The 25,210-nt window shown below is 63.3% G+C and carries 22 protein-coding genes and 3 pseudogenes; 13 read left to right on the forward strand and 12 right to left on the reverse strand.

The window, feature by feature from the left end; translation table 11 throughout:
• From QRN42_RS17725 to QRN42_RS17740, 5 genes and pseudogenes are all read left to right on the forward strand, one after another.
• Window positions 1-394, forward strand: a pseudogene (locus QRN42_RS17725) (integrase); the annotation flags it as partial.
• 91 nt (window positions 395-485) lie between these two features.
• Window positions 486-1,310, forward strand: coding sequence for an alpha/beta fold hydrolase (locus QRN42_RS17730; RefSeq protein ID WP_284980429.1), 825 nt, complete (start codon window positions 486-488; stop codon window positions 1,308-1,310).
• A gap of 933 nt (window positions 1,311-2,243) precedes the next feature.
• Window positions 2,244-2,504, forward strand: a complete 261-nt coding sequence (locus tag QRN42_RS18060) for a response regulator (RefSeq protein WP_350224898.1) — start codon at window positions 2,244-2,246, stop codon at window positions 2,502-2,504.
• 1,276 nt (window positions 2,505-3,780) lie between these two features.
• Window positions 3,781-4,044 (forward strand): type II toxin-antitoxin system Phd/YefM family antitoxin, encoded by a 264-nt coding sequence (locus QRN42_RS17735; protein WP_241710893.1) that lies wholly within the window; start codon window positions 3,781-3,783, stop codon window positions 4,042-4,044.
• Complete coding sequence (locus QRN42_RS17740) at window positions 4,041-4,304, forward strand: type II toxin-antitoxin system RelE family toxin (RefSeq protein ID WP_284980430.1); 264 nt, start codon at window positions 4,041-4,043, stop codon at window positions 4,302-4,304. Before QRN42_RS17735 ends, QRN42_RS17740 begins: the two co-directional genes overlap by 4 nt.
• Before the next feature lie 337 nt (window positions 4,305-4,641).
• Here QRN42_RS17740 and QRN42_RS17745 read toward each other — a convergent pair whose 3' ends face one another.
• The 8 genes from QRN42_RS17745 to QRN42_RS17780 all read right to left on the reverse strand — a co-directional run bounded on the left by QRN42_RS17745 (window position 4,642) and on the right by QRN42_RS17780 (window position 11,574).
• Window positions 4,642-5,214: a gluconokinase gene (locus QRN42_RS17745; protein ID WP_284980431.1), complete on the reverse strand. Its 573-nt coding sequence runs from the start codon at window positions 5,212-5,214 to the stop codon at window positions 4,642-4,644.
• Window positions 5,211-6,302, reverse strand: coding sequence for an L-idonate 5-dehydrogenase (locus QRN42_RS17750; protein WP_284980432.1), 1,092 nt, complete (start codon window positions 6,300-6,302; stop codon window positions 5,211-5,213). Before QRN42_RS17750 ends, QRN42_RS17745 begins: the two co-directional genes overlap by 4 nt.
• Complete coding sequence (locus QRN42_RS17755; protein ID WP_284980434.1) at window positions 6,302-7,072, reverse strand: SDR family oxidoreductase; 771 nt, start codon at window positions 7,070-7,072, stop codon at window positions 6,302-6,304. The genes QRN42_RS17750 and QRN42_RS17755 overlap by 1 nt, the downstream gene beginning before the upstream one ends.
• A 62-nt stretch (window positions 7,073-7,134) precedes the next feature.
• Complete coding sequence (locus QRN42_RS17760; protein ID WP_284980435.1) at window positions 7,135-8,073, reverse strand: 2-hydroxyacid dehydrogenase; 939 nt, start codon at window positions 8,071-8,073, stop codon at window positions 7,135-7,137.
• A 63-nt stretch (window positions 8,074-8,136) separates the two neighbouring features.
• Entirely contained in the window at window positions 8,137-8,898 is a 762-nt protein-coding gene (locus tag QRN42_RS17765; protein ID WP_284976793.1) for an SDR family oxidoreductase, read from the reverse strand.
• A 146-nt stretch (window positions 8,899-9,044) separates the two neighbouring features.
• Entirely contained in the window at window positions 9,045-10,058 is a 1,014-nt protein-coding gene (locus QRN42_RS17770; RefSeq protein WP_284980436.1) for a 5-oxoprolinase subunit C family protein, read from the reverse strand.
• The gene (locus tag QRN42_RS17775; protein ID WP_284980437.1) at window positions 10,055-10,786 is read right to left on the reverse strand and encodes a 5-oxoprolinase subunit B family protein; all 732 of its coding nucleotides are present in this window, start codon (window positions 10,784-10,786) and stop codon (window positions 10,055-10,057) included. The genes QRN42_RS17770 and QRN42_RS17775 overlap by 4 nt, the downstream gene beginning before the upstream one ends.
• A 2-nt stretch (window positions 10,787-10,788) precedes the next feature.
• A complete protein-coding gene (locus QRN42_RS17780; protein WP_284980438.1) occupies window positions 10,789-11,574 on the reverse strand; it encodes a LamB/YcsF family protein in 786 nt (261 codons plus the stop codon).
• A 394-nt stretch (window positions 11,575-11,968) separates the two neighbouring features.
• On the opposite strand from QRN42_RS17780, the gene nac reads away from it, so the two are divergent.
• Window positions 11,969-12,919, forward strand: coding sequence for a nitrogen assimilation transcriptional regulator NAC (gene nac / locus QRN42_RS17785; RefSeq protein ID WP_284980439.1), 951 nt, complete (start codon window positions 11,969-11,971; stop codon window positions 12,917-12,919).
• 122 nt (window positions 12,920-13,041) lie between these two features.
• On the forward strand, window positions 13,042-13,284 hold the full coding sequence (locus tag QRN42_RS17790) for a hypothetical protein (RefSeq protein ID WP_284976788.1): 243 nt from the start codon (window positions 13,042-13,044) through the stop codon (window positions 13,282-13,284).
• A gap of 151 nt (window positions 13,285-13,435) precedes the next feature.
• Here QRN42_RS17790 and QRN42_RS17795 read toward each other — a convergent pair whose 3' ends face one another.
• On the reverse strand, window positions 13,436-14,131 hold the full coding sequence (locus QRN42_RS17795) for a 4-carboxy-4-hydroxy-2-oxoadipate aldolase/oxaloacetate decarboxylase (RefSeq protein WP_284980440.1): 696 nt from the start codon (window positions 14,129-14,131) through the stop codon (window positions 13,436-13,438).
• A 32-nt stretch (window positions 14,132-14,163) separates the two neighbouring features.
• Window positions 14,164-15,372 carry an aspartate transaminase gene (locus QRN42_RS17800; RefSeq protein ID WP_284980441.1) on the reverse strand — a complete coding sequence of 403 codons (1,209 nt, stop codon included), beginning with the start codon at window positions 15,370-15,372 and terminating at the stop codon, window positions 14,164-14,166.
• 326 nt (window positions 15,373-15,698) lie between these two features.
• Here QRN42_RS17800 and QRN42_RS17805 point away from each other — a divergent pair, with 326 nt between their 5' ends.
• The 4 genes and pseudogenes from QRN42_RS17805 to QRN42_RS17820 all read left to right on the forward strand — a co-directional run bounded on the left by QRN42_RS17805 (window position 15,699) and on the right by QRN42_RS17820 (window position 20,914).
• On the forward strand, window positions 15,699-16,253 hold the full coding sequence (locus QRN42_RS17805) for a hypothetical protein (RefSeq protein WP_284980442.1): 555 nt from the start codon (window positions 15,699-15,701) through the stop codon (window positions 16,251-16,253).
• Window positions 16,254-16,806: 553 nt separating this feature from the next.
• Window positions 16,807-18,180: an MFS transporter gene (locus QRN42_RS17810; protein ID WP_284980443.1), complete on the forward strand. Its 1,374-nt coding sequence runs from the start codon at window positions 16,807-16,809 to the stop codon at window positions 18,178-18,180.
• A 341-nt stretch (window positions 18,181-18,521) separates the two neighbouring features.
• Window positions 18,522-20,021, forward strand: coding sequence for a SulP family inorganic anion transporter (locus QRN42_RS17815; RefSeq protein ID WP_284980444.1), 1,500 nt, complete (start codon window positions 18,522-18,524; stop codon window positions 20,019-20,021).
• 412 nt (window positions 20,022-20,433) lie between these two features.
• Window positions 20,434-20,914 (forward strand): annotated as a pseudogene (locus QRN42_RS17820) (recombinase family protein).
• A 151-nt stretch (window positions 20,915-21,065) separates the two neighbouring features.
• Here QRN42_RS17820 and QRN42_RS17825 read toward each other — a convergent pair.
• Complete coding sequence (locus tag QRN42_RS17825; RefSeq protein ID WP_284980445.1) at window positions 21,066-22,292, reverse strand: MFS transporter; 1,227 nt, start codon at window positions 22,290-22,292, stop codon at window positions 21,066-21,068.
• 518 nt (window positions 22,293-22,810) lie between these two features.
• Window positions 22,811-23,044 carry a hypothetical protein gene (locus QRN42_RS17830; protein WP_284980446.1) on the reverse strand — a complete coding sequence of 78 codons (234 nt, stop codon included), beginning with the start codon at window positions 23,042-23,044 and terminating at the stop codon, window positions 22,811-22,813.
• Window positions 23,045-23,338: 294 nt separating this feature from the next.
• Here QRN42_RS17830 and QRN42_RS17835 point away from each other — a divergent pair, with 294 nt between their 5' ends.
• Both QRN42_RS17835 and QRN42_RS17840 read left to right on the forward strand, forming a co-directional pair.
• A complete protein-coding gene (locus QRN42_RS17835) occupies window positions 23,339-24,547 on the forward strand; it encodes a GAF domain-containing sensor histidine kinase (protein WP_284980447.1) in 1,209 nt (402 codons plus the stop codon).
• 584 nt (window positions 24,548-25,131) lie between these two features.
• Window positions 25,132-25,210: pseudogene (locus tag QRN42_RS17840) on the forward strand (recombinase family protein); the annotation flags it as partial.

Here is a 25,210-nt window from a genome sequence, read left to right on the forward strand (position 1 = left end):
CTACGACACCTCGACCGAACTGGCGAAACTCAACGAGATCTGGGACCTGGACGCCCTCTTCACGAACTATCTTCTGCCGCAACAAAAGCTGGTTTCGAAGACGCGCCACGGCGCGAAGGTCATCAAGAAACACGACCAGGCAATCACCCCACACCAGCGTGCCGCCCACCACCCCGAGGTCCGAAAACGGGCAGTCATCGGCATGAACGCCCAACTTAAACGGCTCAAACCCGCAGCCCTGTCCCGGCAAATCCTCGCCCTGACCGGTGAACTGGAAGCCCTGGCCAAAGCCAAAGCACCAGCAAGGGACTACAAAACCAACGCCTGGTTCAACAAGGCCCCGAAACGGACCTTTTCACATGAGGCAACGAACCACGCTTCCCGGACCTATTGACGTGAGGCAACAGGTACCGGTCTTGGACGGCGGGTCCCGCCCGGGCGTCCAATGAAGGGGAAGGTAAACCGCATTCGGAAAGGTGAAGGCAATGAGCGCAATCGACGGGGCCGCTCTAGTGGCAGCCAACGGCGCCACGTTTCACGTTGAAGTGACAGGTCATGGGACGCCGGTGCTTCTGGTCCCCGGCGCCGGAGGCGACGCCCGGCAATACGTTGATCTGGCCCGGCTGTTGACCCAGAACCACACGGTCATCGCCTATGACCGTAGGAACAACGGACGAAGTTCGCAGCAACCGGACTGGGCGGAAACGTCAGTGGACCAGCATGCCAGCGACGTTGTTGCCCTCCTGGAACAGCTCGGGACCGTGCCATGTGTCGTGTTCGGCAACAGCACCGGGGCGTTGATAGCGCTGGCCGCCGTCCTGAAAGCTCCCGAGCGTTTTACCGGAGCCGTGCTGCACGAGCCGGCGCTGCTGGGCGTTCTGTCCAATCCCGACGACGCCATGGCCACCGTGCAGCCGGTGATTGCGGCAGGCGTGGAGGCCGGCGGACTTGCAGGCGGTGCCGAGGCCTTCGTCCAATTCGCGGCAGGAGATGCCGCCGCGTTGTTGCCGCCGGACTTTCTCGACGGACTCCGGACAAACGCCCGGGTCCTACTGGAAGCGGAGTTCGGAGCCTTTGCCTCCTGGCGGCCCGAGCTCGTGGCATTGGCAGGAATGAGCGTGCCGCTGGCCGTACTCAGTGCCGAGCAGACAGCGCCATTCTTCGTGGAGGCGGCCGAGTGGGTAGCTTCCCATGCGGGAGTCAGCCGCCGGACGGTAACGGGCGGCCACATGGGCTTCCTCGACCACGCCAGGGAACTGGCTACGGAAATCGACGCGATGTTGAGGCAGTCCGCAAATGCGGCCGGTTAAAGGGGGCCGGCGTACCGGCCTGAATCGGACTGCCATACTCCACAGAATCAGGATTTGACGTCTATAGGAGCATCGTCTAGACAAACGGGTGATGACGGGCAGGAGCTCTGCGACAGGTCGGCAACACCCAACGCCCGGCCACGGAGCGAAGCGGAGAGGAGCCCCGATAACTGGTTGGAGCGAAGCCGAGGCGAGGTTCCCTGAGAATTGTCAGAATGGGTCGGTAGCGTGCGGATGTCCCGCCTGGTTTCCCCTAATCCCAGGCGGGACACTAGTTTGAGAAGGAGAGGTAGGCAGTGGGATTACGGAACTTCCTGACCAGTCGCCGAACACCAGCTGAAGGTACGAGTCCGTATAAGACGATTTGGCCGCACCCGCCGTGCGTGAACCTCTGACGGCGGATCACACGAACGACCTGGACGCCGCCTGTCAACCGTTTAAGGGCAGGCGCATCGTAGGTATTCTCGGGGTGCTTGCAATCGGGCTATTCGCATACGCATTCATCGGTGTCCTGACTACGCCAAGGTAGTAGCAGCAGCAGCGACCTCAGTAGTGTTCTGCGGGCCTTTCCTCCCTCTAGAGGAATTAGCCCGCGTCCGGCAGCAAGCGCCCCCGGACTCGATCGCATGGTGGCGCGCCCGGCGATTCGTACCCCTTCGGTAGATCGTCGCACTTCCTTGGAACCGGGACACTGTCTCTGCGCCGCGCAGGCGATCTCTTGAACTGGATGCCGGGCCGGCGTCCACACTCCGGGAGGCTGGTCGTAGACTGTCCAGAAGGTGGCAGGGAAAACCATGAGTTCACGCCGTATTCGTCTCGTTATCGAGGATGACCTGGGCATCGGTGGTCTCCTCGAGGCAATCCTCCCCGGCATGGGCTTCCAGGGGGCATGGTGAATAGACCGGAACGGACGGCCTGCTCACCGCCGCTGGCTTGGAGCTGGCCCTGATCACTCCCGACGTGGGACTGCCAGGCAGGAACGGCCTCGAAACCGCGCCCCGACTGCCCGATCTCACGAACGCGCCAATACTGATGATCACCGCGTTCGCTCAACCAAGCGACGAACTGGAGGGCACTGCCGCCGGCGCCAGCGCCTACCAAACCGAACCCTTCAGGCTGGCCCAACTCAGAGCCATAGGGCTTGACTTATGCCCACTGGTCCGAACACCAGCCCTTCGCCTGGGCCCTGCCTGAGGTGATACGCCCGAAGCAGGATTAGGGGTGGGCTGTTCTTCGGTCGCGCAAACGGTCGGCGAGCAGGGCTTCAGCAGCTTCACGGCGCTTGCCCACCATCAGCATCTGCTCCGTGACGGGGTTGTGATGGACCAACGGGACTGATTTCTGCCCTACGGCCTGCTCCCGAGGACCTCACTGCTCGCGGGCAACGGATGTGTTCTGGCTGATGATCCTGTTTCTGTCGTTCGGTGCGGCCGCAGGTGGGGCGTTAGTCGCCCGGCCCCGTAAAACGGGCCTGTAGGTTCGGATTGAATCGACGAACGCATTAGCGGTGACGATGTCCTGATATGCATATCCATGGTGCCCCGGACGCAGGTTCATTGCGCATCTCCGTTCCGAGCGTCGAGCTTTCTCCTTACCACGACCACTCAACGGTGCCCGCCACGCAACACATGGCTTGACTGCTGCAACGGCTCCGCGTTGGGCGGGGAACCCGGCATCGCGGTTCAATGCGATCCAATGCCACTCAAAATGCACCAGAAAAGCAGCAAGTTTCTGCCCCGAGTGTATGCCGCAGGTCGCCCTCGTGGTGGCCCGAGCGGGAGCGGCCCATCGGACCGCGGACGCGTGTTCCAACTCTCACCTGGCCAGGGTTTTCGGGTGCGCCTAGAAGAGAACATCTAATCCGATAGGTGCATAGGATGCTGCGCGATCCAGAGCTCATGTTGCCAGAGAGGCGGAGCTGACGCAACGACGAATTCTAAAATGTCAAGCTTTGTCAACAGTAAGAAGACAAAAAGCTACTGACCTGCGGAAACACTGTGCCCGAGGTGGGACTCGAACGCGATTCCAGGCCTTGTGATTGCTGGGAGCTGGCGGAAACGTGCGGAATCCGGGGCAGTTCGACCGCAATAATGGCCAGTCCGAAGAGAAAAGTGTGGACACTGTCCACACTTCCCTTTTGCTCGATCGACCCCGAAAACTGGGAACCAGATCATCTCTCGCGCGCGTCTCCAGTACATGATCAGCGGAGCTGACGCCACTACAGATTGCCTGCTCGTTTGCACCCTGTACCACCGGTCGAAACGACGAAAATCCGACCGCACTCTTCCCGCCAGAACGATGAAAGATCCAACACAGTAGCTTCACCTCCTTCATCAGGTACATGACCGAGACGGCACCAAAGAACATGACAAGACCTTCCGGCCAGACCGACGACAGAACGTCCATTATCGGCAAAACGTACAAAATGTGCGGTCTATACAGTTTGTTCATTTTTGTATAGATTGGGTTCATGAGCGAGATGACCCTGACTTCCGCGCGCACGCACCTTGCCGAGGCCGTCGATGCAGCAAGAATGCAGCACGATCCTGTGTGGCTGACCAAGCACGGCAGGCGGCTGGCAGCGGTAATCGACGCCGAAGACCTGGACCGGCTGTTGCAGGCGGCCGAAGATCTGGAGGACCTCCGCGCGGTCCAGGCCGCACGCGAAGAACGCGCCGCCGGCGCAGAACCCATACCGTGGGATGAGGTCAAGGCGGACCTGGGCCTGCTGTGAGTTACGCGGTCCAGGTTGACCAGGCAGCACTGCGACAGCTGCGCAAGCTCGATCCCCAAGCCAGGCAGCGGGTCGGGGCGGCCATCGAACTGCTGTCCGAGAATCCCCGGCCGCCAGGAGCGAAGAAACTTGTCGGAGGCGATCGTGAATGGCGCGTACGGACCGGTGACTACCGGGTCATCTACGAAATCCACGACAACGTCCTAACCGTCCTCGTCGTGTCAGTCGGAAACCGCAGGGACATCTACAAGAAACGCTGAGGATCCCGAACATGGCCCCATCGGCCTTGTACGGCGAACCAGCTGTCAGTTGGGTTTGAACAACTCTGGTCCGAAGTCCACTCCCCCTGATTGACGAAATCTTCATTATCGGCGCGCCCTACAGGCAGGAGAGAGGCTCGAGAAGGGGCTCGGTCCTTGTATTCCCGCCGGGGCACCCAGGGTTTCCGGAATGTCGCCGTTGACCAGGCGGAGCGGCGCGAAATGTTTTTCCGCGGTGAACCGTTCGCGTCAGCTGGTCCAGTCCCGACAGAGGTGGCTTCGGTGTCCTGTGGCGCGGGTTCCGCGGCTTGAGCCGGGGAGGAAACCCTCTCCTGCTTCACGCAGGTGGGGGACTTCCCGAAGCGTCACCTTCGGCCCCGGTCATGACTGCATCAGCGAGCTTCAGCTTCAGATCGAGCATCTCGGCCAGGACGTCCAGGGGCTGGGTGATATCGCCCAGCACATGGGCCTCGTCCGCCTCCAAGTCTTCCAGCGCGGTGAACTGGGAGTCCAGCAGTGCGCGCGGCATGAACTCGTGGGAACGGGCGTCCATCCGTGCGCCGATTGTTGCCGCAGTGCCGGCGAGGTGGACGAAGACAACATCCGGTGCATAGCTGCGAAGGAGGTCCCGGTACCGGCGTTTCAGCGCGGAGCAGGCAACAATCGGCGGGACTCCCGCGCCGCCATCGTCCTTCCCTGCAAGCAACTGCCCTAGCCGGGCTAGCCACGGCTCTCGGTCCGTGTCCGTCAGCGGATCCCCGGCGGCCATCTTTTGCTTGTTGGCTGCAGGGTGGAAATCATCCCCGTCAAAGAACAGCATGCCCAGCCGCTGCCCCAGGAGGGCGCCGACGGTGGACTTTCCGCAGCCGGACACACCCATCACTACCAAAGGAGGCAGATGCCCGCTCACTGGGCATCCCCCGGTTTGCCGAAGCTGAGGAGGACTTTGCTTGAGGTGGTGGAGTCTTTGGCGGTCTCGAAGGCGTGCAGGGCGTCGGATAGGGGGTACTCGTGGGTGATGACGGGCTCGATGTGCAGGGAGCCGTCGGCGAGGGCGGCGATCACCTGGTCTATTTCGTCGTTGAAGCGGAAGGAGCCTTTGAGGTCCAGTTCGCGGGTGATGGCCAGTGAGATGGGCACCGGCTGCATGCCGGTGGGCAGCAGGCCCACCATCACCACTGTTCCGCCGCGTACCGCGCCGTTGATGGCGGAAGCGAGGCCGTGGTGGTTTCCGGAGGACTCAATCACGACGTCGGCCTCGACGGCGGCGATGGCCGGGGTGTCCGCGGCGTTGATCACCTCATCCGCGCCGACGGCTGTGGCGATCTCCAGCGGCTTGGGGTGCAGGTCGACGGCGGTGATCCGGGCGGCGCCTGCGCGCTTGAGGACGGCGACGGTCAGGGCGCCGATGGGTCCGGACCCGATCACCAGCGCAGTCTTCCCGCGGACGTCACCGGCCCGGGACACGGCATGCCAGGCCACGGACGTGGGTTCGATCAGGGCCGCCGTGCGCAGGTCAATGCTGTCGGGAAGGGGCCGCAGCATCCGCGCCGGGAGGGTGACGTACCGGCTGAACGCGCCGTCCGTGTGCGGGTAGCGGGCAGCGCTGCCAAGGTAGGTGCAGCCCGGGGAGAGGTTGGGCCGGTCCGCGGGATACTTGGCCGCGCCTGGGCCGGGTGTGGCGGGGTGGACTGCGATGGCGGTCCCGGCCTGTGGTCCCGACCCGTCGGCAGCGGCACGAACCACTGTGCCGGAAATTTCGTGGCCCAGCACCAGTGGGGCCTTCAGGATGGACTCCCCGGCAGCACCGTGCAGCCAATAGTGCAGGTCAGAGCCACAGATCCCGCCGTAGCGGACCTCCACCACCGCTTCATGGGCTGCCGGTTGGGGCAGCGGGACCTCCTCGATCCGCAGGTCGCCAGCGCCGTGAGCCACCAGCGCCGGGCCGGTGGCGGGCAGTTCTTCCAGCTCTGCCGTCAGGTCAGCATTCAGGGCCATCAGACCACCACCGTCATTCCGCCATCGATGAAGATGGTCTGTCCGTTCACGAAGTTGGAGCCATCCGAGGCCAGCCACACCACCGGTCCGGCCAGGTCCTCCACGGTGCCCCAGCGGTGGGCAGGGGTCCTGCCGAGGATCCAGGAATTGAACTCCTCATCATCGACCAGGTTCTGCGTCATTTCGGTGTGGATGTAGCCCGGCGCGATCGCGTTGATCTGCAGCCCGGAGGCCGCCCATTCGGCGGTCATGGCGCGGGTGAGGTTCCGCAGCCCTCCCTTCGCGGCGATGTAGGGGGCGATGGTGGGCCGGGCCAGGTCGGTCTGGACAGAGCAGATGTTAATGATCTTGCCCCGGCCCCGTTCGATCATGTGCCGGGCAGCTTCGCGGCCCACCAGGAAGGCGCTGGTCAGGTCCGTGGAGAGGACGCGCTCCCAGTCAGCCACGTCCAGGTCCAGCATCGGGACGCGGTGCTGGATTCCGGCGTTGTTGACCAGGATCTCCAGCGGGCCGACGTTCTCTTCAATCCAGCGGATGCTGCGGGCGGCAGCGCCGTCGTCGGTCACGTCGAAGGCAATGCTGTGGATCCGGCCAGGCGGGAAATCCGCTGCCATGGCAGCGGCTGCGTCCTTGAGACGTTCCTCGTTGATGCCGTTGAGCACTACCGTTGCTCCGGCGTCGGCCAGTGCCTTGGCAAGGGCCGAACCGATGCCCCTGCTCGAACCGGTGACCAGGGCTACGCGCCCCGTGAGATCAAAAAGCCCTGTCATGTCCTGGTTACTTCCTCTTCTTGTCGTTTCGTGTGGCGGCCTCCATCAGGTACCGGCCGCCCTTAGAACGGGCCCTGCTGGACAAGGTTGGCCGGGGTTTGGCTGGTGGCCAGCGCCTCGAGCTGCTGCTTCAGGAGTTTCAGGATCCGGGGCTCAAAGGCCGAGGCGTTGCCACCCACGTGCGGGGTGATGAGGGCGTTCTCCGCGGACCACAGCGGGTGGCCGGCGGGCAGCGGCTCGGGATCGACCACGTCGATGGCGCATTGCAGGCGGCCGGACACCACTTCCCGGGTCAATGCGTCCGTGTCCACCACGGCGCCGCGGCCCACGTTTACCACCAAGGCTCCGTCGGGCAGGGCGGCCAGGACTTCCCGGCCCACCAGGTGGTGAGTGTTGTCGTTCAGGGGCAGGACGGAGACCAGGATGTCGTGGTCCGCGGCCAGGGCTACCAGATCCTCTGGGCCGTTTACCTGTCCGTCCGCGTCCGTGCGGGCCGTGCTTCCCACCCGGGTGATGGTGACTTCGAAGGGTTCCAGCCGCCGGGCGAGTTCCTTGCCGATCCCGCCGATGCCCAGCAGCAGGATCTTGCGATCGGCCAGGGACTGGCGGCGCTGCGGCTTCCAGCTTTCAATCTGTTGGTCCTTGACGGCCTGGTCGATGCCCCGCAGCCTGGCAAGGATGAGGCCCACGGCCAGCTCCGCGGTGGCAGCTGCGTGGACGCCCGAGGCGTTTGCCACTGCGGCGCCCGGGCCGGCGGCCTCGCGGACGCCGTCGTACCCTGTTGACTGTGTTTGCACGAATTTAAGGTCCGGGACCTTGCCCAGCGAACCCAGCACTGCCCCTGCATCGATGTACGGGAGGATGACGCCGTCGATGCCACCCAACTCCTCCCCCGGCTCGTCCTTCATGTCCCACACGACGCCCCGTAGTCCTTCGGGAAGCGGGGAGAGATCGGCCAGGAGCCGGGAGTCCGGGAAACTGACGGTTCGTACTAATTGCATCGTGAGGGCCTATCGGTTGGCGGTGGGAAGGTAGTTCCCCGGGTTTGGGTGTCGGGGACGGTTTTAGTCGGAGTTCCCCCGGCGGTCGAAGGTCAGGCCGCCAGGCACCTGGAACGTGGGCATGAGTTCAAGCATGCCGACATTGACGTGCCGCGGGGTCTCGATGGCGTAGTCCAAGGCGTTGACGATGTCGTCGGTGGTCAGCGACTCGTAGCCTTCGTAGTACGTTTGCCAGGCTTCTTCCATGGCTTCAGGGCTGCCGCCCATATTCCGGCCGAAGATCTCGGTTTCCACCCTGCCGGGGCAGATTTCGGTGACGCGGATGCGCTTGCCCACGGTGTCGTTCCGGAGCTGCCGGGAGATTTGGTGCACCGCGGCCTTGGTGGCGTGGTAGGCCGTGTGGCCGTAGAAGTTGTAGGTCCCGGCGATGGAGCTGATGTTCACCACGTGGCCGAGGTCCCGCTCCACCATGCCTGGCAGCACCAGCCGGGTGAGCTGCAGCAGGCCGCGCAGGTTCACGTCCACCAGTTCGTCGATGTCCTGCGCCGAGGAATCCAGGATGTTGCCCGGCCGGGAGACTCCCGCGCAGTTGACCAGGACATCCACTTTCAGGTCACGGACGACGGCGGCCAGCGCGGTCGTGTCGGTCAGGTCCACCACGTGCGGGACTGCTCCTGTCCGGTCGGCAAGCTCGGTGAGGCGTTCCTCGTTGCGGGCCACCGCGTGGACCGTGAGGCCGCGCTTGGCCAGTCGTTCGGCGATGGCAGCTCCCATTCCGGTAGAAGCTCCGGTGACGAGGGCGGTGGTGTAGTCGGAAAAGGGCATTGGTGCTCCAAAAGTGGTGGAAGTCGGGAGGGCTCGTGCGTCCGGCTATGGGGCTGGACGTAGTAGCGGGGGGTTGGCAGGGGTAGGGATCGCGTGGTGGTTCGTGTGGGCGCGTAGCTTGGCGGTGGGAGAAGCATTCATGTGGTTCAGGCTCCGGACGCTGGGCTGAGTTCGTACCAGCGCTGGCCAGCGCCGATGCCAAGGAGGCCGAAGACTGTGTTGATGGTGTTCCGGAGCCTGTCCAGTTCCAGGCAGGCTGTCCGGTGGGTAGCCGTTGCTTCCGCCACGGTTGTCTTTCTGAAGCTGACGGTGTGTCCTGGCCTGGCTTGGGCCAGGAGGTCCAGGGAGCGGCTCGTGACCACCGCCAGGACGGGGTAGCCCGCCGTTACGCCGCGTCCCCGATGCAGCACCAGCAGCTCCTCCCGGGACGGGACCTCGATGGCCCCAACCGGAACGCCGCGGGATAGGACTTCGGATGTGAGCTGGCGTTCGGGAAGGGCACCACCGAGCCGGAGACCGATGTGGTTGCTGCGGGGGCTCACGGTGTACTGGGTTGTGAACAGCAGGTCTGCCGTTTCTCCGAATTCCGCCACGTCCGGACCGTCGGTGACGTCGATGACCGGGTTGGTGGTGAAGGCGGGTTTGGTGAGGTCGAGCCGGAACAGCGGCAGGCCAAAGTGCGGTTGGGTGATGGGAGCTGTGGTCTTCTGCGTTTCAAGGGGGAAGCCTTCTGCGAGCTTCAGTCCGAAGCCCACTACGGTGTCAGGGGCGCAGCTGCCGAGCAGGCTGGGGACCGTGAAGGATCCATGGACGGCGATGTAGGCGCGGAGCCCGGTCCGGATTCCCCGTACGGCCACGACTTCGCCGGCCCGGACGGACACCGGTTCCCATTGCGGGCACTCGCGTCCACCCACTGTCAGGTCAAGGGGTGCACCGGTGACGGCGATCAGCACGTCCGTGGTGGCGCGCATCCGGAAGTCCAGCGCCGTGAGTTCGAGCAGGGGGTCGTTGTCGTCGTTGCCGGCGAGGATGTTCGCGGCCTTGGCGGAGTACTGGTCCAAGGCGCCGTTGACAGGGAGTCCGTAGGCGGGGCCCCTCGTCCGGCCCAGGTCCGTGACCACGGAGTGGCCCGGCTGCAGGATGATCAGGGAACCGGTCATGGCTGCGCCTCCAAGAACTGCCCGGCGAAGCTTCCGAAGCGATCTGCCGGGATCCGGTAGAAGCGCAGTTCGTCGCCGGGGACGTAAGGCACCAGAGGTTCGCGTGCTGCGTCCAGCACTGTTAGAGGCGTCTGCCCGATGACGCACCAGCCGCCCGGTGCCACGGCTGGGGCGATCACGGCCTGGCGGCCTGCCACGGATACGGCACCGGAAGGAACCGACAACCGCGGGTCCTTGAGCCTGGGTACCGGCACGGGGAAGTCCGGTCCGTCCATCATGGGAGATCCTGCCGGCGCCCCGAGGCAGCGAATGACGTAGGTCTTGGCGGTGTGCCGGGCGATGACGTCCTCAACGTCCAGGCCCTGGTGTTCTGCAACGCGCTCCAGGTCGGGCCCATAGTCGGCGCCGTAAACCACGGGGACTTCGAAGCGGCGCGGCTCGCGCAGGGTGGTGCCGACAAAGTCCAATTGGCGCATTGCCAGGAGGACGAACGCCCGGACCTGACGCGCCGAGGTGAGGTAGGGGTCAAATTCGACCAGGACCGAGTCGTAGGTGGGAACGGCGCCACGTAGGCCATCGATGCCGGCGGTGGCCAGCCAACCGGCCAACGAGTGGACGGTGGTCCAGTTCGCTTCCGCGTCACCGGACCGTGCCACCACGCGCAGGGCGGCGTCACCGGACTCATAGATGTCTAGTCTTGTCCGGCTGGTCGTCGTTGGGGTGGCCATGGTCAGGAAATCTTTTGCTTTGCGGCGAGGACCTGCGCCAGCGGTGCGATGGTGACGCCCGCGGCGATCAGTTCGCTGCGGATCAGGCGGGCGAGATCGACGGCGCCCGGGTTGTCGCCATGCAACAGCACCGTGTCTGCCTGGATAGCTATGTCCCTGCCGGAGGCAGTCTCGATCAGTCCGTCACAGACCATCCGCACGGTGCGCTGGACGATGACGGAGGGGTCGTGGATCACAGCGCCGGGCCGGCTGCGCGGCACCAGTGTGCCGTCATCCTGGTAGGCCCGGTCCGCGATGCCGACGATGGCAACCCGCAGGCTGCGCTCGGCCGCGGCGGTGGCGAGTTCACCGTCCTGCGCCAGGATGATCAGGGCCGGATCCACCCGCACGGCGGCATCGGCTACGGCTCCGGCATAGTCGGCGCGTGTCGCCACCAGGTTTCCGAGACGGCCATGCGGGGCCAAGTGGGAGACGGAACCCCCGTGGTAGGTGGCAAACCCTGAGAGGGCTCCCAGCTGGTAGATGACGTCGTTGCGGACTTCATCAGCGGTGAGGTCCATGGCCCGGCGGCCGAAGCCGCGGAGATCCGGGAAGCTTGGATGGGCGCCTATGCTGACTCCCTTCCTGACGCATTCAGCCACAGTGGAGTCCATGATGTCGGGGTCCCCTGCATGGAAGCCGCACGCGATGTTGGCGCTGGACACGATCTCCAGCAGGGCTTTGTCGTCACCGATCGAGTAGGCACCAAAACCTTCACCAAGATCCGCTACGAGATCGACTGTGCGCATTAGGGGCCTTTCTATACCGGGTACTGCGGGACTAAATGAGCGTGGCATCGGAATGTGAACCATACAAAAACGAATGTTATATCCCCTATAGGGAACAGTTCCGACCGTGAAAACGTTATTGGCACCGATCCCAAAAGATGTTTTCGGTTCTCGGTTCGTAACTGCAAAAATCGTGCTGAACAATAAACCCTTCCCTCACTTATGCAAAAAACATATGCCGCCATCAAAATCGGCGATGGCTAGGCGGGGATAGAATGTCTTGGTCATTGGAAAGTCATCTGCAACTAACCTATGCCCGAGACTCGGATCACACAAAGACGTAATGCCTGTCCCGCCATAGCGCCAACGTATGACCCCGCATGCTGTGCCATCCCCGCTGGAAAAGAGGAGCGCTATGGACACCCGTAAGCTGGCGTACTTCGTCAAGATTGTCGACTCAGGAAGCATCACCAAAGCGGCCGCCGCCCTCCACGTGGCCCAACCCGCGCTAAGCCAGCAGGTGTCAGCCCTGGAAACGGAGCTGAAACAGCGGCTCCTGATCCGGAGCAAGCAGGGCGTGGAGCCTACGGCGGCCGGCCACACGCTGTACCGGCACGCGCAGACCATCCTGCGACTCGTGGAGCAAGCCAGGATGGATGTGGCAGCGTCAGGAGCTGCGCCTTCGGGCCGAGTCTCGATAGCGATCGCCCCGTACAGCATGGCCTCGAGCCTCACTCCCCGGATCATCAGTGAAGTGGGCCGCCGATACCCGGACATCGTGCTGCACCTGACGGAGATATATGGCGGCGTGCTCAGTGAGGCCATCAAGAACGGCCGGTTGGACATGGCACTCATCTATGAGCCTGGCCCCGTCCGAGGGGTGCAGTTCACCACCCTCATCGTCGAGGACCTGTACCTGATTGTTAACTCCCGCCGGGAGCTGCCCGTTAGCGCCGACGCGGACACCATCACCCTGGACAAGGTGGCTGCCGTGGGCCTCTTCCTGCCGGAACAGATCCATACCCTTCGCCAGGTGGTCCAGGCGGGCATCGACAGCAAGGGCCTGAAACTGAAGCTGGTGGGCGAGGTGGAATCGGTTCCCTCCCTCACCCGGCTGCTGCGCACGGACCTCGGAGCGACCATCCTGCCCAAGTCAGCGGCGGATGCCCTGTTTCATGAGGAGGACTTCCGGGTCCTGAGAATCGTCGAGCCTGCACTGCAGTGCAGGATTGCCTTATGCACGCCCGACCATGAGCCCCTATCCGAAGCCGCGTCCGCCGTCCTGCTGGTCCTCAAGGAAATGCTGCAGGAGATACTCCGGAGTAAATATCCCCCGCTCCCCACCGCACCGTTCGAGGCATCATAAGCAGGGCTTATCAGGTCACTCCGCTTTAGTCTTATTCAGGGAATTGCGTAAGTTCTAGGATAAAGACCATAAAGGTTTCGCCAATGCGAAACCCCGGCAACAAAATTCCCTGGAGCCCCGCCATGAAAAAGATCACCAGCACTCAGTACCGGAAGGCAACTGAAGGAAGAATCCAGCTGAAAGCCAGTACCGGTTCGCATTGCCCAGCCAACGGTTTCTGGCGTCCCGAAGACGGGCCCGCCACCGAGCCCGTCTTCGTGTTCGAGGGAAGCATGATGCCCCCGGGCAGGCGCGGCTCCACCATGTGGTACCTCGACGACGCCCAGGCGGGACCGACGGCGCATCTGCTGCCCGGCATGAACTGATCGGCTCATCGACTCAAAACGGCAAGAGGCAAGGCCCGGAGTTCCGAAAGGAACGCCGGGCCTCTTGGCGTAACCGCGTCAAATGCCGGGTACCTGCCGTTACAAGGAAGGGGTCAAAACGACCAGTACCGGCAATCGATGCGAGGGGTGACTACAGGGATGGCTCCAGTTCGGCGTCCTCCACCAGCAGGCCCTTGGCCTTCAGCACGTCCGTCAGTTTGCACAACTCGATGGTGGTGCCCCCATCCTTGTAGCGGCGAATGAGCTCGTCTTCCGCGTCCACGCGTGCCTGCGACAGCTTGATGACTTCCTCGATCTCGTCCTTGCGGACCACCACCACACCGTCGGCGTCCCCCAGGAGGATATCGCCCGGGTAGACAATCTCACCGCCGAACACCAGGGGGTGGTTGATGGGGCCGATCGTTTCCTTCACGGTGCCCTTGATACAGACACTGCCTGAGAACACGGGCAATCCAAGTTCGATCAGGTCCTTGGTGTCACGGACACCGGAGTCCGTGACCATACCGGCCAGGCCTTTCGCCTTCATGGCGTTGCCCAGAACGTCACCGAACGTGCCGGCCTCCTCGTACTCACCGGCTGCTACCAGGACAACGTCACCCTTCTGCGCATAGTGGATGGCCACTTGCAGCATCAGGTTGTCCCGCGGCGCACAGACCACGGTGACGGCGGGCCCGCAAAAGGTCATGCCGCGGTCGATGGGCTTGATCTTCGAGCTCAGGGCACCTTTGCGGCCCTGTGCTTCGTGCACTGTGGCGGACGAGAATTTGGCCAGACGCTGGATGGCGTCCTCTGAGGGCCGGTCGAATTTCGTTTTGACGTGGATCATGGGTGCTCCTGTTGTTCAAAGGGGAAGGGAAATCAGGACAGTGCCTGGACGGCCTTTTCGATGGCGGCAATGGATTCCTCGATCACCGGCAACCCGGTGGCGTAGGAAATCCGGAAGTAGGGGCTCAGTCCATAGGCCGAACCTTGGATGACGGCAACAGACGCTGCTTCCAGAAGGTAGAGGGTGAAGTCCTCGTCGTTGGTGATCTGCCGGCCCCCGGGAGTCGTTTTGCCGATGACCCCGGCGCAGTTGACGTAGGCGTAAAAGGCGCCCTCCGGCGTCGTGCATTGCAGGCCCTTGACGGCGTTGAGTCCCGCCACTGCACTATCGCGGCGTTCACGGTACACGTCCACGCTTTCACGGACGAATGCCTGATCCCCGGTCAGTGCCGCGGCGGCAGCGGCCTGGCTGATGGAGGACGGGCAGGACGACATCTGGGACTGCAGTTTGTTGATGGCCGCAACCAGCGGTGCAGGTCCCCCGGCATAGCCCAGCCGCCAGCCCGTCATGGCATAGGCCTTGGAAACGCCATTCGTGACCAGCACACGGTTCTTGAGCTCAGGGGCAACGGTCACCAGACTGGTGATGTGCTCTTCGCCGAAGTGGATCTCATCGTAGATCTCATCAGTGAGGACGTGGACAGCGGGGTGCTCCCTGAGGACGGCGGCCAGGCCGGCCAGTTCTTCCCGGGAGTACACCGCTCCGGTGGGGTTGGAGGGCGTGTTGAGGATGACCCACTTGGTGCGGTCCGTTAGTGCCCCGGCCAGTGCCTCAGGGGTGAGTTTGAAGTCAGTGTCCTCGCCGCAGGGAACAATGACTGGGGTGCCTTCGTTGGCGAGCACCATGTCCGGGTAGGAGACCCAGTACGGTGCCGGGATGACGACCTCGTCGCCCTGGTCCAGGGTGGCCATGAATGCGGTGAAGATGACCTGCTTCCCACCGCCTCCGATCGTGATCTCGGCCGGCGTGTACTGCTGGCCGGTCTTGCGCTTCAGGGTCTGCAGAATCGCCTTTTGCAGTTCGGGCGTGCCGGTAACCGATGTGTACTTGGTTTCACCGCGGCCGATGGCAGCGATGGCGGCGTCCTTGACGTGCTGCGGTGTATCAAAATCCGGCTCTCCGACGGTCAGGTCCAGGATCCGGCGGCCCTCGGCCTTGAGCTCCCGAACACGTGCCGCCGCGGCAACGCTGGGTGAGGACTTGATACGGGTTACGCGTGATGCGGGCACGAATTCAGGCATGGTCTCTTCCAGGGTTCCGGAGCTATGAGGGTGGTTCATCCGAGCCTAGGGAAGGAGCGCCCCTCTTGGATAAGACCTAAAGTGTGTGGACAGATAAGCAGCTCTTATGACCGAGCAGCCAGAACTTTCGCGTATCGCCCCACGCACTTTCGGTATTGCCGTCCCGGCTCGCCATAGGCGTAACCTGCGGGATGGACAACGGACCCAAGAAAGCACGGACCCCCCGCGACGTTCCTCCCACGCCATCGGGGCGCACCGCGGAAAGATGCCCCCACTGTCCGGAAGCGCGCTGACACTGAAGCACCAACGAAAGGCAAGGAGCAGGGGTGCCCGGCAGAGAGATTCAGGAACGGATACTTCCGCGGACACCGGAGACCGGGACGGGCAGGACCGGTAGGGCCGCCTACCGGTACCGGGGCGCGCCGAAGCCAGATCCCGCCACTGTCCGCGCCCAACAATCCCTGGCCACGCTGGCCCAGCTGCGGACGACCCTCGCCCTCCGCTCCAGCCGGGTCCGTGCCCTCAACGCCGAGCTCGGTGACTACGTTGCCCAGGCACTGTGCGACGGCGTGAAGGTCGCCGCCCTCGCGCAGGCCGCCGGCCTGCCTGCCGCCAGTATCCGGTCGGCCGCGGCGGCCCGAGGGGAGCTGTATCCGTCGGGCCAAAGCCGGAGCGGCCATCTTCACCTCATTGCAGGACTGGCTTCGGAGCGGGCAGCGGCAGAAGGCGCCCGGACGGCCGTAGAAGAGGAACGGAGGCAGGTACTGGCCCTGGCCAGGAAATCCGGGCTGCTGGACGACTACCAACTTGCCGGGGCAAGCGGCCTCAAGCCCGACGAAATCCGCAAAATGACTAGGGGCGTAAGATTGCGCGTGGCCTAGCCAGGATGATCCGTCCCGGCTGGTCCGCTGCCAGTCGTCTTCGCCCCTTGGGTAGAGGACTTATGCCGCGAACAACCGGAGCCCGCGGGTTGTGTATCAACTGGGTACACGCTCTTTTGCCAGTCCCGTAGACAGCGCAAGTCACAGATGCTGGTGGCGCACACCGTAGACCGGCTTACCGCAACCCGGATGAGCTGCGTGCCTGGCCACGCTGCCCTGCTGCCGCAGCCGGGTGAAGGCCACTTACTTACCCGGGTTGGAGGGACAGCTCCGCGGAGTCCCCGCTCCGCGTTGAACTTCCGGTGTGCAACGCCTCCCTACTCAACGAGATCCTCCATAGGAAATCGCTATGTAGGGACAAAAAAGCTGTCTTTGTGTGACCCGCGCCATAAACGTTAACGTGATGTCTGAGGCCAGCGCGCTAAGCCGTAGAAACACACGATGTCCCACCGGGGAGGCCGCAGCAGAACCAATAAGGCGCTCTCAATCGAGATCTTTTTCCAGCCCACGTGTAGGCGCAGGCCGCCGTTCACCCACCGCCACCGGAGACGAAATGACAGAAACCACACTTCCCAGGAAGACCCCGGTCAGGGCCGCAGTCGCGGCCTGGATCGGCACCACGCTGGAGTACTACGACTTCGCGGTGTATGGCACCTCGTCCGCGTTGATTCTGAACGTCCTCTTCTTCTCGCCCAAGCTTCCCCAAGGCATCAGCGTGCTGCTTGCCATGATCACCTTCGCGGTCGGCTACGCGGTACGCCCCCTCGGCTCTCTCATCCTCGGACCAATGGGTGACCGCCGTGGCCGCAAATTCGTCATGATGATCACACTATTCGGCATCGGCGGCTGCACCTTCCTTATCGGGTGCCTCCCCACGTACGCCCAAATCGGTCCTCTGGCTCCGATCCTGCTCGTACTGATCCGGGTCATCCAAGGACTGTGCCTTTCCGGCGAGCAGCCCAGTGCCATCACCATGAGCCTGGAGCATGCTTCCGAGGGCCGACGCGGTTTCCTCGCAAGCTTCACCACCTTAGGCTCCTCCTCGGGCACGCTGCTCACCCTGCTGGTCTTCATCCCTGTCGCGGCCATGCCCTCGGAGCAGTTGCTGAGCTGGGGTTGGCGGCTTCCGTTCTGGGCCTCCGCCGTCGTAGTCGTCGCTGCATACCTGATCCGCCGCCACATCCAAGAGCCGCCCGAGTTCGTAAAGGTCCAGGCCGCCAAGGTGAACGTCGCCCCCCTCAGGCACCTTCTGCGCTTCCACTGGCGCGCGGTGCTGCGGATCGTATTCTGTGCGCTCATCGCGGGCACAAGCTACATGATGCAAACCTTCTCGGTAGCATTCGGGACCGCCGGATACAAGCTCGATAAGCCGACCATGCTCCTGACGACCACAGTCTCGGCAGTGATCGCCCTCGGAATCACGCCCCTGGCAGGATTCCTTGTGGACAAGATCGGCCGCAAAACGATGTTCCTCATCGCAACGGGCGGCGCGGGCATCACAATGGTGCCCTACCTATGGTCAATCACGACCGGCAACTGGTCGCTGATCTTCCTGTTTGGCATCATCAACTACTCCCTCTTCTACTCAATGGTGAACGCGTCCTGGCCCTCGTTCTTCGCAGAGATGTTCCCCGGCCGGCTGCGCGTCTCCGGACTCGCCCTTGGCACCCAGATCGGCTTCGCCATCTCGGGCGTCATCGGCCCCGTTCTCTCGACAGCACTCGCTGGCCCCGATCTGAAAGATTGGGTTGGGCCGTCCATGGTCGCACTCGGGTTCATGGTCCTGGCAGGAATCTCAGCCCTCACCGCCAAGGAGACCAAAAATTACACACTCAAGGAACTCGACGAGGTCCAGCAGGGCGAGCAGGAGACCGCCGTCCTAACGGCCGTGTCCCCGAGCACAGCCACGCCCGGCCTCTCTGGTTAGCCTGAAATGCAGAAGTGACGGGTAATCGCCCCTGAACTGATGGCAAACTAGCTGTACGAGTCAGGACGTTCGTTACATCGTGAATACGTGAAGACCTCTTAGTTTGGTGGTTACCACACGCAGCCAACGACCAAGAGGTCTTCATGTCGCGCGTAATGCCCCGCCTAGCCGGTGGAGAACTCTACGTCACCAACTCGGCTCACTCTGCAGCCGCGAGTCCCTGGCGCATCCGTTCTCCAGCCCCAATGTTCTTTCTTGGCAGACTTGACGGGTGCAGCGCGACGCAGAAACGTTGCACACCGCTCTCTTCAAAAGAGGGCCAATTCCCCTGGAGTCGCTCTTTGTCCGTCGCCGACCGTACCCGACCAATCAGGCAACCCGTCACCGTCCTTACGGCCTTGCACTCCCCGCGGCAACTCAGCCGCGAGGTCCTGGCCGGAATGGTCACCACCCTCGCACTCGTACCGGAAGTCATCTCCTTCTCGATCGTCGCCGGGGTGGACCCCATGGTGAGCCTCGTCGCCTCCATCGTGCTGGCCCTGGCGATGTCCATCCTGGGCGGAAGGCCGGGCGTCGTTACTGCGGCAGCCGGTTCCGTGGCCCTGGTGATCGCCCCGCTGGTGCATGGGCACGGTGTCCGATATGTCCTACCGGCCGTGGTCCTCGCGGGCGTGATCCAGGTAGCTTTTGGCCTTGCCGGCCTGGCCCGCCTGATGAGGTTCATTCCGCGGTCGGTGATGATCGGGTTCGTCAACGCCCTGGGTGTGCTGATCTTCATGGCGCAGGTGCCCCACGTCTTCAATGTCCCGGGGCTCGCCTACGTCCTGTTCGCCCTGACCTTTGCGATCATTTTCATCCTGCCGCGCCTCACCAAGGTGCTCCCGTCGCCGCTGGTGGCCATCGTCGTCGTCACCGCAATCGTCATTCTCGCCGGACTCACCGTTCCGAATGTCGCGGACGAGGGCCCGCTCACGGGCAAGCTGCCCGGGCTCACCCATTTCCTTGTTCCGCTTGACCTTGCCACCTTCCAGCTGATTTTTCCCACCGCGCTGAGCGTGGCGTTCGTCGGCCTCATGGAAACCCTGCTCACGGCGAAACTCGTTGACGACATCACCGGCACCCCCTCGCACAAGGGCCGCGAATCCTGGGCCCTGGGTGTCTCAAACATCTTCGCCGGTTTCTACGGCGGCATTGCGGGTTGCGCCATGATCGGCCAGACGGTGCTCAACGTGAAGACCAGCCAGGCCCGCACCCGTATCTCGACCTTCGTGGCCGGGCTGTTCCTGCTGGCCCTGGTGACGGGGCTCAGCTCGATGATGGGACAGATCCCCATGGTGGCCCTCGCCGCGGTCATGATGGTGGTCGCCGTTACCACCGTGGACTGGCACAGCGTCAAACCATCCACCCTGAAGAGGATGCCCATCCCGGAGACGACGGTCATGGGTGTCACCGTCGCCGTCGTGGTCTTTACGGGAAACCTGGCCTACGGCGTCCTGATGGGCGTCATCCTGGCGATGGTGCTGTTCGCCCGCCGGGTGGCCCACGTCATCAGCGTTGAGCGGACCGTGGCCGGCGACGGCGAAAGCGTCCGCTATGCGGTGGTGGGACCACTGTTCTTCGGGAGCAGCAATGACCTGGTGGAGCACTTCGCCTATGCCGACGACCCCGCCTCGGTGACCATCGATCTCAGCAGCGCCCAGATCTGGGACGCCTCAACCGTCGCCGCCATTGACTCCATCGAAACCAAGTACGCCGACCACGGCGCCACGGTGGCAATCGAAGGCCTCGATGAACGCAGCACCGGCTTCCACCGCCGTCTCACCGGACACTTGGGTGCCTGACTTTCCAGCACACGCAAAGAAGCGGGACAACAATGCTGCGGCAGCGAGGCTCCGGACATCACGGAAGAGTCACCCCGCAATGATTTAGCAGGTTTCGATCGCCACACGCCGCGGACGCTCGCCGATAACGGATCGATTCCGCGTCGGCGCGCTGGCCTCCCCTGGTCCTCACCGAATTCGCGGTCGCATCTGTTTTCGCAGCCTGCGGATGTACGTCGCTCTAAAGAGAGCAAAGGCATTCCGATGTCTCCATCCTCTGTAGTAGCGAACATCCGCAACAGTCCGCCATGAGGGCTTGAAGCTCATCGTCAGGCTCCCCGCATCCCAATCTGACAGGTTGCCGTGCTCGCCTTGACTTCTTTCTGAGACAGGCCTAGAACTCAACCTGACGGGCTCAAGTTGGAGGCGAACAGTGGCCGGACAGCGGATCGGGTACGTGCGTGTAAGCACGGTGGACCAGAACGAGAAACGCCAGCTAGATGGCCAGGTTCTGGACCGGGTCTTCATGGACAAGGCCTCAGGCAGGGATACTTCCAGGCCAGAACTGACCGAGCTGTTGCGTTTCGCCCGCGATGGCGACACCGTGGTGGTGCACAGCATGGATCGGCTCGCGCGCAACCTCGATGATTTGCGCGCCCTCGTCCAAGGCCTCCGTGATGGGTGCCTTCGCCGAATTCGAACGCTCCCTCATCAGGGAACGCCAAAAGGAAGGCATTGCCCTGGCAAAGCAGCGCGGCGCCTACAAAGGCCGCAAAAAGACCCTCACACCGGAATGGGCCGCTGAGCTGGTCGAGCGCGCGGGCAGTGGTGTCCCGAAAGCCTTACTTGCGCGCGACTACGGAATCAGCAGGGAAACCGTCTACCAGTACCTGCGTCAAACCAAACTGGAGTAAACCGCTCCCCCGACCGGCTCCGACGTGACCTGCGCAGGCTTCTGTTACCCGTCGACCCGTTGTGGGACAGCTTGGGCTTCTTTCACTGCGCCGACATAGGCCACCAGCTTCGTGCCAAGCATGTCCGGTCGGTCGCGAACCCAGTTCAGGTTCAGGAAGCCTCGTGGAATCTTGCTGGGCTGCTGATCACCTTGTCCCGTCCGGCGAGCACACCCGTCGCGGCGAGGACCACCATAATGGCCGCGGTGAGGAGCAGCGGAAGTTCCCAGTTCCCGCTTAGGTCGCGAAGGCCACCGAAGATGACTGGGCCCGCTGCACCTAGTGCGTAACCCACGGATTGCGCCATGCCCGATAGCGACGCTGCCTGCGGGTAGTTCACGGTTCGCAGGCTGAAGAGAGACAGGGCGATGACAATGAGGCTTCCGCACCCGATTGCCCCCAGTAGGACCCACAGCAATATGAGGTCCGGCGCGAGTGCGAGCCCGAGAAACGTTACGAACGTGAGCGCGGCACTGGTGAAGGATACGAGCCGCTGGTCCGAACCCCGGTGAAGGATTCCCCCTGTGGCAAGGCTGGCAAAGACGCTGATGAGCAGAAAAACGGAAAGGTGGATGCCAGCGGTGGCAGCGGGGACACCGCGGCTTTGTTCGATCGTGGGAAGCCATGCCATGAGGACGTAAAAGGCGACCGATTGCAGTCCCATGAAGATCGTCACCTGCCAGCCCAAGGCGGAGGCCCAGGGCGACCGGTAGGAGGCGGGGTCCCTCGCGGTGCCATGCGTGGTGCTTATCCCGTGCCGGCGCAGCCACGGCATGAGCACGGCCAAGGCGATGAGGGCCAGACCCACCCAAACCCCGAGGGCAAGCCGCCACCCTTCCGGCGACGTCTGTGCAACGGGAACGACGACGGCGGCCCCCACAGCGGCAAAGGCGGCCTGCGTGGCCGTATAAAATCCAGTGACCCGGCTGACCCTCGTCGGAAAATCACGCTTCACGAGCGAGGGGACGAGAACATTGAGAAACGCGATAGCCAGGCCGATCAGTGCCGTGCCCGCCCAAATGAAGCCGGGCACGGGTAAGGAGCGGAGCACGATGCCCAAGGCGAGGATCAACAGTGACATCCACAGCGCACGGTCCAGACCGAGGCGGGAAGCGAAACGAGGCGCCACGGGTGAGAAGACCGCGAAAGCAATGAGCGGAAGACCCGTGAGGAATCCCGCTGCCGCGCTGGACAGGCCCAGGTCACTACTGATATTCGTGAGGATCGGTCCCACGCTGACAAAAGACACCCGAAGGTTGACTGCAATGAGCAGAACACCGATGAAGGCAAAACCGATGCCGGCGGTGCGGTCCGGCGCGTTCCGAGTAGTAGCGGGCATCGTAGGTTCTTCCCTCCTTCGGGAGCTAAGGAGCCTTCGGCGCCCGCTCTGCTCCAATTGCGAACCGGCGCAGGCTCTGACTAAGCGTTTCACTTCGTCGACAACTTACTCTACGGACATGCCGCGTGAGAGCTAAGTAACTGAGCAAGTTTATGGCCCCACTTAATGGCCCCACGAGGGCCACTGGTGCAAGACCCGGTCCATTCAACACTCGGGCAGGCTTCGCAAATCCCGTCCCTTCCCAGGACAGATCCAGGCGTGCCTGGCCCGGCGTGAGCGGCCGGATGCTGGCCCCCCGGGAGGACTACCAGCTTCTAGCGCCGGAACGACCGACCGAGCTAGCTCAATGGGCCGGCAATGGTGTACCGAAAGCCTTCCTTGCCCACGATCACAGGATCAGCAAAGAGGCGGTCCACCAGTATCTGCGCTACGCCAAGCTGGGGTTAGCCCAGCCCCCTCCCCCATCAGCGCGGCCGTCAGACCCTGGCCGAAGCGGCCGTAACGTTACGGAAGGGTGCTTATCGGCTTTTCAAGCCGTGGCAGAGGCGGCCTTCGAGAAGAGTTTCACCGCACGTAGGGTGGACGAAGGCGCCGTTGAAGGGTTCAAACCAGTCTTGAACTTTCTCGGGCGCCAGGCCCTGTTGCATGTTCAGCTCGACGTCGCCTTCGAATGTGTTGTTCCGGCAGGTGCCGTCCATCCCGATCGTGATGGCAGGTGTTAAATACGGGATCGTCGAAGCATTGTTGAGCATTGGTTGATCTATGTCGCGTGCGCGCCGTCCGATGCCCGGCGGGCGGCTCGGGGTGAGGCGGAGCCATCGACGAATGCACCCTTGAGATAGGGCGCGCCCTGCCCGACCGACATGTCCTGTTTACGGTTTTGAGGGGGTGGTGAGGAGGTGCTTCCAGAACCGGGCTGTTTTGTGACGGGGTGGGGTGGTGTTCATCTGACAGGATGGCTGAATGTGCGTAACCCGAGTACCGGTATTGAGCCCTGGTGACATGAGCTGTGTTGGGTCGTCCCGGCCGGTGCGCCAGTGGTGAGGGTGGGTGAGCTGGCCAGGGATGCGGTGCTGTCCCGGAAGGGTTTGCCTGTTCCCGGGCCAGGGCTGCGGATTGCTGTTCCGGTGCCCTCGGAGCGCCTGCAGAACCTGGTGGAGTTGGCCCGTACGGTGAGCGGTCAGCCGGTAACTGCGATTAACATCCTCACCGAAGATTTGCAGTATCAGGTGGCAAGTGCCGGGATGGAACCGTATTTGTGCAGCCGCGAGGATTCCATGTGCGCGGTCGGTTTCCTGAGCGGGACCTCCACGGTCCTGGAGGACGCGTCGCTTGATCCCCGGTACAGCTCCAACCCGTTCGTCGACGGCCGCCGCGGTGCGGTCAGGTTCTACGCTTCGGTGCCGCTGGTCAGTGATGATGGGTTTGTCCTTGGCACGCTTTGCGCCGGGGCAAGAGAACCCGGCCAGCTCAGCGACCGGCAACGTCAGGGCTTGGAGATCCTGGCAGCAGAAGTCGTCGAAGCCCTTACTCTGCAGCACCGGGCGGGGGAACTGGCCAGCGCGCTGACCGAAGCGCAGCGCAGCAACACCTTACTTGCCGAGTTTGCCGGCCGTATCAGCCACGACCTCCGCAATCCCCTGACATCGATCCTCGGCTACGTCGAACTGAGCCAGGCGGAGGCCCGGAACACTTCTGATGCAAAGATAGCCCAGTACCTGGACGTGGTGGCCGGTTCCGGGCAAAGGATGCTCGACATGGTCGAAGACGTCCTTGCTTATGCCACCGTCGGCGGAGATGTCCGGCCGGTCCCGCTTTCTCTCACGGCCCTGGTCGGTGAGGTCCTTCAGGATCTGGACGCGAGCCTTGAGGCGAGCAGCGCTGTGGTGGACTGTGATGATTTGAGCTTCAGCGCCGATCCCGTTCAGATGAGGGTCTTGCTGCAGAACCTGATCCATAACTCCGTCGCCTACTGCCGGCCCGGCGTTCCCCCGGTCATCCGGGTCACAGGCGCACGCAGAGACGGGAGTGTGGCCGTGCGGGTGATCGACAACGGGAAGGGAATCAGCGAATCCGACCGCGAACGGGTCCTGGACCCGCTGGTCCGTTTGCACAGGGAAGGCGACCCGCCAGGAACCGGTCTGGGCTTGGCAACCTGTGCCCGGATAGCGGCGGCCGCCGGCGGCCGCCTGGAGATCGGTCCGGCGTCCGGGCCCGGGACCGTAGTAACCATTCACCTGGGCAGCGACAGCTGATCACCGAACCGTGGGCAGGAAGCGGCGGAACAGTGAGGTAGGCGGTCCGCCCTCCGCTGCACCTGCGGGCATCGAATGTCGGACATGCAGATGGGCACCATCAGCGCACTAGGATGCCGACCAGGCCCGCGGGCACGACGACCTTGGACAAATTGCGGGGAGCCGTGCCGGTGCCGTGTCGGTCAGGAACGGTGTAGCTACAGTCTCTACGTCGGGGGTCGTAGTGGCGGCCGGGGCAGATAGATAACGTCGGCGTAGGCTGCCAGGAGTTCAATGGACATGAAAGTGCCAGCATAGCCAACGGTCAGGATCACACCCCTCACATCCTTCACCCTGTCAGGCCTTTTGTCTGTGCCTGCCGACGTGACTGTCGGGCAACGATGCGGCTAGGGGGGCAAGCCGCACGTGGCCTCCCGTCCAAGGCGGTCCCGGATGAAACGTCCGTCGGACAAAGAAGCATGGTGGGCCTCACCAACATCTGCCATTGGAGTGCACCCCAACCAGACGACCGGGACACCTTGTCCTGGCTTTCTTCTGAGAGGAGCCTAGGACTCAACATGAAAGGACGACTGTTGGAGGCGGCGGTGGCAGGACAACGGATCGGGTATGTCCGAGTAAGCACTCTTGACCAGAATGAGAAACGCCAGCTCGAAGGCCAGGTTC

The sequence above is a fragment of the Arthrobacter sp. fls2-241-R2A-200 genome, from assembly GCF_030209745.1.
Classification (GTDB): Bacteria; Actinomycetota; Actinomycetes; order Actinomycetales; family Micrococcaceae; genus Arthrobacter.

Excerpts from the sequence above, each read along its gene's own strand:
- QRN42_RS17730 (WP_284980429.1), top strand. The coding sequence starts at position 486 with ATGAGCGCAATCGACGGGGCCGCTCTAGTGGCAGCCAACGGCGCCACG.
- QRN42_RS17735 (WP_241710893.1), top strand. The coding sequence starts at position 3,781 with ATGAGCGAGATGACCCTGACTTCCGCGCGCACGCACCTTGCCGAGGCC.
- QRN42_RS17750 (WP_284980432.1), bottom strand. The coding sequence starts at position 6,302 with ATGGCCCTGAATGCTGACCTGACGGCAGAGCTGGAAGAACTGCCCGCC.
- QRN42_RS17755 (WP_284980434.1), bottom strand. The coding sequence starts at position 7,072 with ATGACAGGGCTTTTTGATCTCACGGGGCGCGTAGCCCTGGTCACCGGT.
- QRN42_RS17760 (WP_284980435.1), bottom strand. The coding sequence starts at position 8,073 with ATGCAATTAGTACGAACCGTCAGTTTCCCGGACTCCCGGCTCCTGGCC.
- QRN42_RS17765 (WP_284976793.1), bottom strand. The coding sequence starts at position 8,898 with ATGCCCTTTTCCGACTACACCACCGCCCTCGTCACCGGAGCTTCTACC.
- QRN42_RS17770 (WP_284980436.1), bottom strand. The coding sequence starts at position 10,058 with ATGACCGGTTCCCTGATCATCCTGCAGCCGGGCCACTCCGTGGTCACG.
- QRN42_RS17775 (WP_284980437.1), bottom strand. The coding sequence starts at position 10,786 with ATGGCCACCCCAACGACGACCAGCCGGACAAGACTAGACATCTATGAG.
- QRN42_RS17780 (WP_284980438.1), bottom strand. The coding sequence starts at position 11,574 with ATGCGCACAGTCGATCTCGTAGCGGATCTTGGTGAAGGTTTTGGTGCC.
- nac (WP_284980439.1), top strand. The coding sequence starts at position 11,969 with ATGGACACCCGTAAGCTGGCGTACTTCGTCAAGATTGTCGACTCAGGA.
- QRN42_RS17790 (WP_284976788.1), top strand. The coding sequence starts at position 13,042 with ATGAAAAAGATCACCAGCACTCAGTACCGGAAGGCAACTGAAGGAAGA.
- QRN42_RS17795 (WP_284980440.1), bottom strand. The coding sequence starts at position 14,131 with ATGATCCACGTCAAAACGAAATTCGACCGGCCCTCAGAGGACGCCATC.
- QRN42_RS17800 (WP_284980441.1), bottom strand. The coding sequence starts at position 15,372 with ATGCCTGAATTCGTGCCCGCATCACGCGTAACCCGTATCAAGTCCTCA.
- QRN42_RS17810 (WP_284980443.1), top strand. The coding sequence starts at position 16,807 with ATGACAGAAACCACACTTCCCAGGAAGACCCCGGTCAGGGCCGCAGTC.
- QRN42_RS17825 (WP_284980445.1), bottom strand. The coding sequence starts at position 22,292 with ATGCCCGCTACTACTCGGAACGCGCCGGACCGCACCGCCGGCATCGGT.
- QRN42_RS17830 (WP_284980446.1), bottom strand. The coding sequence starts at position 23,044 with ATGCTCAACAATGCTTCGACGATCCCGTATTTAACACCTGCCATCACG.